Origin of the sequence: Cryobacterium sp. N22 (assembly GCF_002929555.1) — a bacterium.
GTDB lineage: Bacteria > Actinomycetota > Actinomycetes > Actinomycetales > Microbacteriaceae > Cryobacterium.
Genome location: NZ_PJJP01000008.1, coordinates 1 through 12,266 on the forward strand (window position 1 = coordinate 1; position 12,266 = coordinate 12,266).

General features: G+C 67.1%; 9 protein-coding genes and 1 riboswitch. Of the genes, 7 read left to right on the top strand and 2 right to left on the bottom strand.

Features of this window, described 5'->3' with window-relative positions:
* Positions 1-163: 163 nt before the first annotated feature.
* Positions 164-262: riboswitch (glycine riboswitch) on the top strand.
* 211 nt (positions 263-473) lie between these two features.
* The 3 genes from gcvT to gcvP all read left to right on the top strand — a co-directional run bounded on the left by gcvT (position 474) and on the right by gcvP (position 5,075).
* Entirely contained in the window at positions 474-1,652 is a 1,179-nt protein-coding gene (gene gcvT, locus CXY76_RS00115) for a glycine cleavage system aminomethyltransferase GcvT (RefSeq protein ID WP_104162256.1), read from the top strand.
* Positions 1,653-1,766: 114 nt separating this feature from the next.
* A complete protein-coding gene (gene gcvH / locus CXY76_RS00120; RefSeq protein WP_104162257.1) occupies positions 1,767-2,138 on the top strand; it encodes a glycine cleavage system protein GcvH in 372 nt (123 codons plus the stop codon).
* A 39-nt stretch (positions 2,139-2,177) separates the two neighbouring features.
* Positions 2,178-5,075: an aminomethyl-transferring glycine dehydrogenase gene (gene gcvP / locus CXY76_RS00125; protein WP_104162258.1), complete on the top strand. Its 2,898-nt coding sequence runs from the start codon at positions 2,178-2,180 to the stop codon at positions 5,073-5,075.
* A 72-nt stretch (positions 5,076-5,147) separates the two neighbouring features.
* Here the strand turns inward: gcvP and CXY76_RS00130 are convergent, their stop codons facing one another.
* Positions 5,148-5,993: a CPBP family intramembrane glutamic endopeptidase gene (locus CXY76_RS00130; protein ID WP_104162264.1), complete on the bottom strand. Its 846-nt coding sequence runs from the start codon at positions 5,991-5,993 to the stop codon at positions 5,148-5,150.
* Positions 5,990-6,382, bottom strand: a complete 393-nt coding sequence (locus CXY76_RS00135) for a thiol-disulfide oxidoreductase DCC family protein (protein WP_104162259.1) — start codon at positions 6,380-6,382, stop codon at positions 5,990-5,992. Before CXY76_RS00135 ends, CXY76_RS00130 begins: the two co-directional genes overlap by 4 nt.
* Positions 6,383-6,709: 327 nt before the next feature.
* Between CXY76_RS00135 and CXY76_RS00140 the strand changes: the two genes are divergently transcribed.
* From CXY76_RS00140 to CXY76_RS00155, 4 genes are all read left to right on the top strand, one after another.
* Complete coding sequence (locus tag CXY76_RS00140; protein WP_233199485.1) at positions 6,710-8,377, top strand: ABC transporter substrate-binding protein; 1,668 nt, start codon at positions 6,710-6,712, stop codon at positions 8,375-8,377.
* Positions 8,378-8,493: 116 nt separating this feature from the next.
* Complete coding sequence (locus CXY76_RS00145; protein WP_104162261.1) at positions 8,494-9,423, top strand: ABC transporter permease; 930 nt, start codon at positions 8,494-8,496, stop codon at positions 9,421-9,423.
* Complete coding sequence (locus CXY76_RS00150) at positions 9,413-10,357, top strand: ABC transporter permease (protein WP_104162262.1); 945 nt, start codon at positions 9,413-9,415, stop codon at positions 10,355-10,357. The genes CXY76_RS00145 and CXY76_RS00150 overlap by 11 nt, the downstream gene beginning before the upstream one ends.
* Positions 10,354-12,126, top strand: a complete 1,773-nt coding sequence (locus CXY76_RS00155) for an ABC transporter ATP-binding protein (RefSeq protein WP_104162263.1) — start codon at positions 10,354-10,356, stop codon at positions 12,124-12,126. The genes CXY76_RS00150 and CXY76_RS00155 overlap by 4 nt, the downstream gene beginning before the upstream one ends.
* The last annotated feature ends 140 nt before the right edge of the window (positions 12,127-12,266 follow it).

A 12,266-nucleotide genomic window follows, 5' to 3' on the forward strand; every position in this document is an offset into this window, starting at 1 on the left:
CACTGACACTGCACCCGCCCGCGGACACACCCGGCCCCACACATCCGCGAACCGTGAGAAAAGCCCCAAAACTCGCCAAATCCTGGGGCTTAACTCACAGTTCGCGGGACCCGCCGGTCGGATAGACTTCACCCGCAGCACAATCAACTGAAAATCGGGCCACACGGTCGATGCGGGAGAGTTCGACGTCGTAGAGACGAGCGAACACCGAAGGAGCAATCCTCCCCGACAATCTCTCAGGTACTCGTACCGCATCGAACGGGCCACTCTGAAAAGCGGACGAGCACAGCGCGTCCGGGCCTCGCATCAGCGGGATCCGGTCAGAACTGCCAAGTCCCGCCCACGGTGAAAGCCGGCGCACGCGCCCCGGTGAAGCTCTCAGGCCAGACGACAGAGGGGGAGTTCCCAGCGGGGTTCGAACGAGCCCCGGAGCAACTCGTCCGGCACGCGCCCGGCGACGAACCGGAGAACTCATGACCTCGGCCAGCACTGACCCCACCTCCTCCTCGCAGAACTCTTCTTCGAACGCCGCCGCCGCGACCGAACGGTTCTCTCCGCTGCACTCCGCACACGTCGCCGCCGGCGCGAGCTTCACGGACTTCGCCGGCTGGCAGATGCCCGTGCGCTACTCCAGCGACCTCGCCGAGCACCACGCCGTACGCAAGACCGCCGGCCTCTTCGACCTGTCCCACATGGCCGAGATCCGGGTCAGCGGCCCGCAGGCCGGCGAATTCCTCGACCACGCCCTGGCCGGTCAACTGTCGGTCATCGACCTGATGCAGGCCAAGTACAGCCTGCTGCTCAACTCCCGCGGCGGCATCATCGACGACCTCGTCGTCTACCGCACCGGCGAGTCCGACTTCCTCGTCGTCGCCAACGCCGGCAACCACGACCAGGCCCTGGCGGCCCTCACCGCCCGTGCCGCGCGCTTCGACGTCGCCGTCACCGACGAGAGCGACGACACCGCCCTCATCGCCGTGCAGGGCCCCAATGCCCTCGCCATCGTGCAGGCCACCGCCGGGCTCACCACCCACGCCGACATCGTGGGGCTGCGCTACTACCGCGCCATCACCGCCACGTTCGAGGGCGCACCGGTGCTCATCGCCCGCACCGGCTACACCGGCGAAGACGGCTTCGAGCTCTACGTGCCCAACACCGCCGCCCTCGCCCTCTGGGACGCTATCGTCGTCGCCGGCGCCGCGCACGACCTGGTTCCCGCCGGGCTCGCCAGCCGCGACACCCTGCGCCTCGAGGCCGGCATGCCGCTCTACGGCCACGAGCTGACCACCTCCACCTACCCCGCCCAGGCGGGCCTGGGCCGGGTTGTCAACCTCGCCAAGCCCACCGACTTCGTGGGGCGCACCGCCAGCGAAGAAGGCCCAGCCGGCGACGCCCCGGTGCTCGTCGGCCTGGTCTCGGCCGGCAAGCGCGCCGGTCGCGCCGGCTACCAGATCTTCCGCAGCCCCGACGCCACCGAAGCGGAAGGCGTCATCACGAGTGGCGCCCTGTCGCCCACCCTCGGCTACCCGATCGCCATGGCGTACCTGCCGCCGGCGCTGGCCCGGCTCGACACCGAGGTATTCATCGACGTACGCGGCACCCGCGCGCCGGCCACGGTCATCGCGCTGCCGTTCTACAAGCGCCGCAAGTAAGGCACGCGAGCGGATGGCCCGGCCACGGGCATCCGCTCACCCGATGCAGCCAGATCGTGCGCATCGCCCAGTACTGATCCACCCCCTGTGATCGCCCCTTTGAGAGGAAACCCCATGGCCGACAAGACCGAACTCCAGTACACCGCGGAGCACGAATGGGTACTCGTCGACGGCGACACCGCCACCGTCGGCATCACCGCCTATGCCGCCGACAAGCTCGGTGACGTGGTCTTCGTCGAACTGCCCGAGGTGGGCAGCGCCATCGCCGCGGGCACCGTCGTGGGCGAGATCGAGTCGACCAAGTCGGTAGGCGAGCTCTTCGCCCCCATCGACGGCACCGTCGCCGAGATCAACGACGCCGTCGTCGACAGCCCCGAACTCGTCAACAGCGACCCGCTCGGTGCGGGCTGGCTCATCAAGATCACCTTCGAGACCCTCCCGACGCTGCTCAGCTACGCCGAGTACTCCGCCATCACCGGCGAATAAGCACGACCGAACCAGACCCCGGAAAGAGCCTTCCCCCACATGTCGCAGCCCTTCACCCAGCGTCACATCGGCACGGATGCCGACGCGCAGTCCCGCATGCTGGCCGTCCTCGGCCACTCCAGCGTCGAGTCGCTCGTCAACGCGGCCGTACCCGCGACCATCCAGGTCGAGCAGTTCCGCCGCGAGGGCGACAGCACCCTGCCGCCGGCCGCGACCGAGCGTGAGGCCATCCAGGAACTGCGCGCCCTGGCCGACAAGAACAGCGTGAAGCGCTCGATGATCGGGCTCGGCTACTACGACACGATCACGCCCGCCGTGATCAAGCGCAACGTGCTGGAGAACCCCAGCTGGTACACCGCGTACACCCCGTACCAGCCCGAGATCAGCCAGGGCCGGCTCGAGGCCATCATCAACTTCCAGACCATGGTCGCCGACCTCACCGGCATGGCCACCGCGAACGGCTCGATGCTCGACGAGTCCACTGCCGTGGTCGAGGGCATGCTGCTGGCCCGCCGCGCCTCCAAGTCGCCGTCGAACCGCTTCATCGTCGATGCGGATGCGTTGCCCCAGACCCACGCGCTGCTGGGCAACCGCGCGCACGCGCTCGGCATCGAACTGACCGTGCTGCCCCTGGATGAGAGCACTACCTCGGAGGATCTCGGCGACTTCTTCGGCATCTTCGTGCAGTACCCCGGCGCCTCCGGCCGCGTCTGGAACCCCGCCGGCGTGATCGCGCTCGCGCACGAGAACAAGGCACTCGCCATCGTCGCCGCCGACCTGTTGGCGCTCACCCTGATCACCTCGCCCGGCGAGCTCGGCGCCGACGTGGCCGTGGGCACCAGCCAGCGCTTCGGTGTGCCGATGGGCTTCGGCGGACCCCACGCCGGCTACCTGGCCGTGCGCAAGGGCCTGGAACGCCAGATGCCCGGCCGCCTCGTGGGCGTGAGCGTCGACGCCGCCGGCCACCCCGCCTACCGGCTGTCGCTGCAGGTGCGCGAGCAGCACATCCGTCGGGACAAGGCCACCTCCAACATCTGCACCGCCCAGGTGCTGCTCGCCGTCATGGCGGGCATGTACGCGGTGTACCACGGGCCCCAGGGCCTCAAGGCGATCGCTACCGAGGTGCACGAACGCGCCGGTGCGCTCGTCGCGGCCCTGCGCGCGATCGACGTCGACGTGATCAACGGCAGCTTCTTCGACACCGTGCGAGTGTCGGTTCCGGCCGGCGCCGCCGCAATCGTCGCCCAGGCCGCTGCCGCCGGCTACAACCTGCACTCGGTCGACGCCACCACCATTGGCATCTCGGTCGATGAGACCACCACCGCGGCGGACCTCGCCGCCGTCGTTGGTTTCTTCGGCGGCCGCGACTCCTTCGGCCACGTCAACCTCGCCGCGGTGCAGGGCGGTCTGCCCGATGACCTGGCCCGCATAAGCGATTACCTCACCCACGCCGTCTTCAACACGCACCGCTCCGAGACGAGCATGATGCGCTACCTCAAGCGCCTCGCCGACTACGACTACGCGCTGGACCGCGGCATGATCCCGCTGGGCTCCTGCACCATGAAGCTCAACGCCGCCACCGAGATGGAGGCCGTCACCTGGCCCGAGTTCGGCGGACTGCACCCGTTTGCGCCGCGCGCCGACGTCGAGGGCTACCTCGAACTCATCCGCCAGCTCGAAACCTGGCTGACGGATGTCACCGGCTACGACACCGTGTCGCTGCAGCCGAACGCCGGCAGCCAGGGTGAACTCGCGGGCCTGCTCGCCATCCGCGGCTTCCACCTCGCCAACGGCGACGTCGACCGCACGGTGTGCCTGATCCCGTCCAGCGCCCACGGCACCAATGCCGCATCCGCGGTGCTCGCTGGCATGCGCGTAGTCGTCGTGGCCTGCGACGAGCTGGGCAATGTGGATCTCGACGACCTGAACGCCAAGATCGCCCTGCACGCCGAGACCCTCGCCGCGCTGATGATCACCTACCCCTCCACCCACGGGGTCTACGAGCACGAGGTCGGCGCGATCTGCGCCGCCGTGCACGACGCCGGCGGCCAGGTGTACGTCGACGGCGCCAACCTCAACGCGCTGCTCGGCTTCGCCAGGTTCGGCGACTTCGGCGGCGACGTGTCGCACCTCAACCTGCACAAGACCTTCTGCATCCCGCACGGCGGGGGAGGACCCGGCGTCGGACCGGTCGCGGCCAAGGCACACCTCGCCCCGTTCCTGCCCGGGCACCCGCTCGCGCAAGACGACGAGCACTACCTGCTCGGCGGATCCGGCACCGAAACCGTCGTGCACGGCGGCGGACCGGTCTCGGCCGCGCCCTACGGCAGCCCGAGCATCCTGCCCATCTCGTGGGCGTATGTGCGCATGATGGGCGCCGACGGCCTCAAGCAGGCCACCGGCGCCGCGGTTCTCGCGGCGAATTATGTGGCCAAGCAGCTCAGCGACCACTACCCGGTGCTCTACGCCGGCGACAACGGCCTCGTCGCGCACGAGTGCATCCTCGACCTGCGTCCGCTCACCGCGGCCACCGGGGTCACCGTCGACGACGTGGCCAAGCGCCTCGTCGACTACGGCTTCCACGCGCCCACGATGAGCTTCCCGGTGGCGGGCACCCTGATGGTGGAGCCCACCGAGAGCGAAGACCTCGGCGAGATCGACAGGTTCATCGAGGCCATGATCGGCATCAAGGCCGAGGCGGATGCCGTGGCCGCCGGCACCTGGCCGGCCGACGACAACCCGCTGCGGAACGCCCCGCACACCGCCCAGAGTGTGATCGAGGGGGAGTGGGCGCATCCGTACACTCGTGAGACCGCGGTCTATCCCGTGCGCACCCTGATCCGCAACAAGTACTGGGCGCCGGTGCGTCGCATCGACAACGCCTACGGCGACCGCAACCTGGTCTGCGCCTGCCCGCCGCCCGAGGCCTTCGAGTAACCCCGGCCTCGCGAACTGAGAGAAAAGCCCCAAGAATTTCGAATTCTTGGGGCTTTTCTCACAGTTCGCGGGCTAGGACGTGGGGGTGAGGAGGGCGGGCCACCAGAGGAGGGCCAACGGGTAGCCGACGAAGGAGACGATGTCGAGCACCCAGTGCGCGATCACCAGGGGCATCACCCGGCCCCAACGCAGATAGCACCAGCCGAACACCACTCCCATCAGCGCATTGCCCACGAACGGTCCGATGCCCTGATAGAGGTGGTAGCTGCCGCGCAGCAGCGCCGCCGAGATGATGATGGTCCAGGCGTTCCAGCCCAGCTCGCGCAGCCGGGTGAAGAGGTAGCCCACCACGATGAGCTCTTCGCTCAGGGCGCTCCGTACCGCCGAGAACACCAGGATCGGGATCGTCCACCAGAAGGTGTCCAGCGGCGAAGGCACCACGGCCACCGTGAACCCCAGCGCCCGCCCGGCCAGGTAGAGCCCGAGGCCAGGGATGCCGATGAGCAGCAGCAGCCCGCCGCCGCGGAGCAGATCCCGGCGCGGCTGGGTGAAATCCACCCCGAGCCGGCGGAACCCGCTCTGACCGGGCCGCCACAGCAGGTACAGCACCAGGGCCACCGGGAACAGCGAGAAAAAGATGCTGAGGAATTGATAGGTGAAGTCCAGCCACTCGCGCGCGGACTGCGACCCGTTGATGGTCGCCGACTGATCGCTGAGCGCGACCTCGGCCGTGAGCCGGGAAATGATCGACACAATCGAGTACACCGCGGAGGACCCGAGCGAGAGCCCGAGAACGATCGCGATCTCCCACTTCAGCCGGATCCGTGACGAGCCTGGAGCGCCGGCGGCCTCGGAGGACGAGCGGGTCTGCGAGGAGGAGGCCGGGGACTCAGCCGGGCCGGATGAGTTGTCGCTCATGTCGCGCGCGGCATCCGGCACGCCGGAGTACCGCCCGGCAAGCGATACCTGAATCGGGCCACGAGGCTGTAGCCTGCGTCGGCCGCCCACGACCACGGCGGTACCGTGGCCAGCCAGCCGAGCGCCCGCAGCGCGGGAACCGGTTGGCCTCGCAACACGGCCGCAACCGCGGCAGCGCCGCCGTAGCGCCGGCTCCCGTCGATGAACCACACCCGACTTCTGGCCTGCTCCTCGGTGAGTCCGAAGGCGGCAAGATCCGTCCACTGGAACGGCGCGGTGGCCGGAACGCGCGGCAGGGTGCGCTGGAGCCACAGCACGGCGGTGGTGCAGAACCCACAGTCGCCGTCGAAGATGAGCGTGGCGGGCCGTTTTGGCAGCGTGGTCGGCATTCCTCTATTTTGCGCCCTCGACGCTCCTGTGCGTATACACCGGGCAATTGACCCGCGACCGGTGAGATTTGAAAACGCTTGCATGCGTAGGCGGGACCTTGGTCCCAAGCTTCGTGAGAGATCCTCGCAGGATTCGCAGAAAAATCCGCGAAATCGGCGCGATGCGCAAGAATCGTGCGTCTTTCATTACTGCTGTGTAACGTTTGCCGTCAGATTTTGCACCGGGCGCGAGACGTACCTAGGGTTTTGATAACTAGCGCGCTGCTATGGTCTCGACCCCGGCGGCGCCTTCACCTTTGCACTGGAGGAATTTTGAAGAGATCCCGCATGGGCCTGAGCGCCCTCGCGTTCATTTCGGTGAGCGCGTTGGCGTTGGCCGGTTGCTCGTCGGCCGACGAGTCCGACGCTCCGGCGGCCGATAGCGCCGTCGTCAGCACCAACGGCAGCGAGCCGCAGAAGCCGCTGATCCCGACCAACACCACCGAGACCGGCGGTGGCAAGATCGCCACCTCGATCTTCGCGGGACTGGTGTCGTACAACGCCGACGGCGAGATCGAGAATGAGGTCGCCAAGTCGATCGAGTCCGACGACGCCACCACCTGGACGATCACGCTGAACCCCGGTTGGACCTTCACCAACGGTGAAAAGGTCACCTCCGCGTCATTCGTGGACGCCTGGAACTATGGCGCACTGAACACGAACGCGCAGAGCGCTTCCTACTTCTTCGACGACATGGTCGGCTGGACCGATGTCCAGAACACCAAGCTCGACCCGACCGGCGCCGTCGACGAGGAAGGCAACCCCCTCATGGTGCCGGACCCGCTGAGCGAGACCCTGTCGGGCCTGAAGGTCGTCGACGACACCACTTTCACCGTTGAGCTCTCTGCTCCCGAGGCCGACTGGCCGCTGCGCCTGGGCTACACGGCCTTCATGCCGCTGCCGAGCGCCGCGTACGAAGACATGGAAGCCTTCGGTGAGAACCCGATCGGCAACGGCCCGTACATGCTCGATGGTGAAGGCGCCTGGGTCCACGAAGAGGGCATCAGCCTCGCCACCAACCCTGACTACGAAGGCCTGCGCAAGCCCGTCAACGGCGGGCTCGAGATCACGTTCTACACCGACCTGGCCGCTGCATACGCAGACGTGCAGGGCGGTAACCTCGACGTTCTCGACGCTGTCCCCGACTCCGCTTTCGAGACCTACGAAGCCGAGTTCGGCGACCGTGCCGTCAACCAGGCCGCAGCCATCTTCCAGGGCTTCAACATGCCGTACTACCTCGAGCACTGGAGCGGCGAAGAGGGCAAGCTGCGTCGTGCAGCCATCTCGATGTCGATCAACCGCGAGGAAATCACCGACGTCATCTTCCAGGGCACCCGCACCCCCGCGACCGACTTCACCTCCCCGGTGATCGACGGCTACTCCGACTCGCTCGAAGGCGCCGAAGTTCTCGAATACAACCCCAAGGAGGCCGTGAAGCTGTGGGCTGAGGCCGACGCGATCGCTCCGTATGGCGACACCACGTTCGACATCTCCTACAACTCCGACGGAGGCCACCAGGCCTGGGTCGACGCCGTGATCAACAGCATCGTCAACACGCTGGGCATCACCGCGACCGGCAAGCCGTACCCGACGTTCGCCGCTTCGCTGGGCGACCGCTCGAACGACGCTCTCACCGGTGGAGTCCGCGCCGGCTGGCAGGGCGACTACCCGTCGCTGTACAACTTCCTCGCTCCGCTGTACCAGACCGGTGCCGGCTCGAACTACGAGGACTACACCAGCGACGAGTTCGACGCTCTCCTCAAGGAAGGCGCCGCCTCTGAGAACGTCGAGGACGCCACCGCCAAGTACCAGGCTGCTCAGGAGGTTCTGCTTCAGGACCTGCCGACCATCCCGCTGTGGTACGCCAACGTCAACGGTGTGTCTTCTGACGCCGTCGGCAACGTGGTGTTCGGTTGGGACTCCGTCCCGCTGTACTACCAGATCACCAAGGATTAATTCCTAGTTCCACCCGCAGCGCAATGTCCGGGGCCGTCAAGCCCCGGACATTGCACTGACTAGACTCATTCAGTGATTGCGATCCTCATGCACAAACGATTCACGGAGCTCACCTGATGTTGTGGTACACAGGCAGGCGCGTCCTCCAAATGATCCCCGTCTTCTTCGGGGCCACCTTCTTGATCTACTTCATGGTCTTCTCCCTCCCGGGTGACCCCATCGCGGCGCTCTATGGCGACCGTCCGCCGGCACCCGGCGTCATCGAACAGGTGAGGGCGCAGTACAACCTCGACAAGCCGTTCATCGTGCAGTACTTCCTGTACATCGGAAACTTCTTCCAGGGCGACCTGGGCACCACGTACTCGGGCCGCCCGGTCAGCGACGTGATGGCGGGCGCATTCCCGGTCACCTTCCGCCTGGCCATGCTCGCCCTGTTCTTCGAGTCCGTTGCCGGCATCGTCGTCGGCCTCATCGCGGGACTCCGCAAGGGCAAGTTCTTCGATGCCAGCGCCCTGGTGGTGAGCCTCCTGCTGATCAGCGTGCCCACCTTCGTGCTCGGTTTCGTCTTCAGGCTGGTCTTCGGCGTGCAGCTCGGCTGGTTCAGAACCACTGTGAGCGCAGAAGCTCCGTTGGGCGAACTGGTGCTCCCGGCCCTCGTGCTGGCCAGCGTGTCGTTCGCGTACATCGTGCGTCTGACCCGGGCCAGTGTTGCCGACAATCTCAATGCCGACTTCGTCCGCACCGCCACCGCCAAGGGGCTGTCCCGGCCGCGCGTCGTCACCGTGCACGTGCTGCGCAACTCCCTCGTCCCCGTCGTCACCTTCCTCGGTGTCGACCTCGGCTCCCTCATGGTCGGTGCGATCGTGACCGAGGGAATCTTCAACATCAACGGCGTCGGTGGCACCGTGTTCAAGGCGATCACCCTCGGTGAGAGCACCACGGTGGTGTCCTTCATCGCCGTGATGGTGGTCATCTTCGTGCTCGCCAACCTGTTCGTCGACCTGCTGTACGCAGCTCTGGACCCAAGGATTCGTTATGCCAAGTAAGCCTGGCCAGGCCCATTTCGTCGCCGAACTGGAAGACACCCCGGTAGCCCCGGTCGACAGGCTCGACGAGTCGCAGAAGGCCCGCAGCACCTGGGCGGATGCCTGGGACTCCATGCGCCGTCGTCCCACCTTCTGGGTATCCTCCGCGCTGATCCTCCTGATCGCCGTCGTCGCGCTGTTCCCCACCCTGTTCACGCAGGTGTCGCCCAACCTGAACTGCCTGCTGGCGAACAGCAACGGCAGCCCCGAAGCCGGACATCCGTTCGGATTCACCCGCCAAGGTTGTGACGTGTACGCACGCACCATCCACGGCACCCAGGCGTCGGTCACCGTCGGCCTGCTGGCCACGGCACTGGTCACCCTGATCGGCATCATCGTCGGGTCGCTCGCCGGCTACTACGGCGGCTGGCTGGATGCCCTGGTATCGCGCATCGGCGACATCTTCTTCGCCATCCCCACCGTGCTCGGCGCCATCGTGCTGATGTCGGTTCTGCCGGCTGCCACCCCCACCACCGTGGCCTTCGTGCTCGCGATCTTCGCCTGGCCCCAGATCGCCCGCATCATGCGCGGTGCTGTGCTGTCGGCCACGAACTCGGACTATGTCATGGCGTCCACGGCGCTGGGCGTGTCGAGGTTCCGGATCCTGCTCCGCCACGTCATCCCGAACGCGATCGCCCCGGTCATCGTGATCGCGACGGTTTCGCTGGGCACGTTCATCGTGGCCGAGGCCACCCTGTCGTTCCTGGGCATCGGCCTGCCGACCAGCGTCATGTCCTGGGGCAACGACATCGGCCAGGCGCAAACGTCCCTGGTCACCAACCCGCAGGTGCTCCTGTACCCCGCGGCCGCCCTGTCCCTGACGGTTCTCGCGTTCCTGATGCTGGGCGACATTCTGCGCGACGCGCTTGACCCGAAGGCGAGGGCGCTCCGATGAGCCAGACCGTAATCGACACCACCCCTGAAGGCCTGCCGATCGGCAGCACCGCAGGGATCGACGCTGACGAACAGCCGCTCCTGCAGATCCGCGGCCTCGAGGTGGGTTTCCAGACCCAGCGCGGACTCGTTCCCGCCGTGCGTGGCGTGGACATCACCCTGTACTCGGGCCAGACGCTCGCCATCGTGGGCGAATCCGGCTCGGGCAAGACCACCACGGCACAGGCGATCATCGACCTGCTCCCCGGAGCCGGCAAGGTCACCGCCGGCCAGGTGCTGTTCGAGGGCCGCGACCTCACCAAGCTCAGCGCCAAGGAGATCCAGGCGGTGCGCGGAAACCTGATCGGCTACGTGCCCCAGGACCCGATGTCCAACCTCAACCCGGTCTGGAACATCGGCTTCCAGGTTGAAGAGGCCATCAAGGCCAACGGCCTCGCGCAGGGCAAGGAAGCGCGCGCCCGCACCATCCAGGTGCTGCAGGAAGCCGGACTCAGCGACGCTGCGGACCGTCTCAAGCAGTACCCGCACCAGTTCTCCGGCGGCATGCGCCAGCGGGTCCTGATCGGCATCGGCCTCTCCGCACGGCCCAAGTTGCTCATCGCCGACGAGCCCACCTCGGCGCTCGACGTCACCGTGCAGCGTCAGATCCTGGACCACCTCGGCACCCTCACCCGCGACTACGGCACCAGCGTGCTGTTCATCACGCACGACCTCGGCCTGGCCGCGGAGCGTGCCGAACAGCTCGTCGTTATGTACAAGGGCAAGATCGTCGAGTCCGGTCCGTCCCAGGAGATCCTGGCGAACCCCCGGCACCCGTACACGCAGCGCCTCGTCTCTGCGGCACCGAGCCTGGCGTCCCGGCGCATCCAGTCGGCCAAGCACGCGACGGTCGGCGACACCGCGATTTACGGCGGCGGTTCCCTGGACGACACCCTGGTGGCCAGGGCTGCCGAACGCGAGAGCCTCGCGCCGGTGAAGGACCTGATCTCGATCGACAACATCTCCAAGGTGTACCGGATCCGTAAGAAGGGCCTGCGCAGCGACGAGCTCAAGGCCGTCGACGGTGTGACCTTCGGCATTCAGAAGGGCACCACCACGGCGCTCGTTGGCGAGTCCGGTTCGGGCAAATCCACTGTCGCCAAGCTCGTGCTGCAGCTGGAGAGCATCACCAGCGGCTCGATCGAGTTCGACGGCCAGGATGTCGCCGGGCTCAAGGGCAAGGATCTGCTCAAGTTCCGTCGCCGCGTGCAGCCGGTCTTCCAGGACCCGTACGGCTCCCTCGACCCGCAGTACAGCGTGGGGAACACCATCGCCGAGCCGCTGCTGGCGCACGGCGTCGGCACCCCCAAGGAGCGCCAGGAACGGGTCAAGGAGCTGCTGGACCAGGTCTCGCTGCCGTGGTCCTCGCGGTTCCGCTACCCGAGCGAACTCTCCGGTGGCCAGCGTCAGCGCATCGCCATCGCGCGGGCGCTTGCCCTCAAGCCCGACGTGCTCGTGCTCGACGAGGCCGTTTCGGCCCTCGACGTGCTCGTGCAGGGGCAGGTGCTGAACCTGCTCACCGAGCTGCAGACCGAGCTGGGCCTGACCTACCTCTTCATCACCCACGACCTCGCCGTGGTGCGCCTCGTCGCCGACAACGTGTGCGTGATGCAGAAGGGCCGGATCGTGGAGGCCGCGTCGACAGACGACGTCTTCGACAACCCGCAGCAGGCCTACACGCAGGAGCTGCTTGCCGCCATTCCCGGCGGCAACTTCAAGTTCGGCCGCTAGGTCCCAGCACGAACTGACTGCCCCTCGGCCTGCGCCGAGGGGCAGTCGTCGTCGCGGGCCGTTGGTCGAGCTCGTCGAGACCTGGCGACCTTGCCTCTCGGGCGCTACCCCCGGTCCTATCGTCGGCTTGCGGGGTCTCG

What these genes read in the sequence shown, in the direction of transcription:
- CXY76_RS00155 (WP_104162263.1), top strand. Translation starts at nt 10,354, where the DNA reads ATGAGCCAGACCGTAATCGACACCACCCCTGAAGGCCTGCCGATCGGC.
- gcvH (WP_104162257.1), top strand. Translation starts at nt 1,767, where the DNA reads ATGGCCGACAAGACCGAACTCCAGTACACCGCGGAGCACGAATGGGTA.
- CXY76_RS00145 (WP_104162261.1), top strand. Translation starts at nt 8,494, where the DNA reads ATGTTGTGGTACACAGGCAGGCGCGTCCTCCAAATGATCCCCGTCTTC.
- CXY76_RS00130 (WP_104162264.1), bottom strand. Translation starts at nt 5,993, where the DNA reads ATGAGCGACAACTCATCCGGCCCGGCTGAGTCCCCGGCCTCCTCCTCG.
- CXY76_RS00150 (WP_104162262.1), top strand. Translation starts at nt 9,413, where the DNA reads ATGCCAAGTAAGCCTGGCCAGGCCCATTTCGTCGCCGAACTGGAAGAC.
- gcvP (WP_104162258.1), top strand. Translation starts at nt 2,178, where the DNA reads ATGTCGCAGCCCTTCACCCAGCGTCACATCGGCACGGATGCCGACGCG.
- CXY76_RS00140 (WP_233199485.1), top strand. Translation starts at nt 6,710, where the DNA reads ATGGGCCTGAGCGCCCTCGCGTTCATTTCGGTGAGCGCGTTGGCGTTG.
- gcvT (WP_104162256.1), top strand. Translation starts at nt 474, where the DNA reads ATGACCTCGGCCAGCACTGACCCCACCTCCTCCTCGCAGAACTCTTCT.
- CXY76_RS00135 (WP_104162259.1), bottom strand. Translation starts at nt 6,382, where the DNA reads ATGCCGACCACGCTGCCAAAACGGCCCGCCACGCTCATCTTCGACGGC.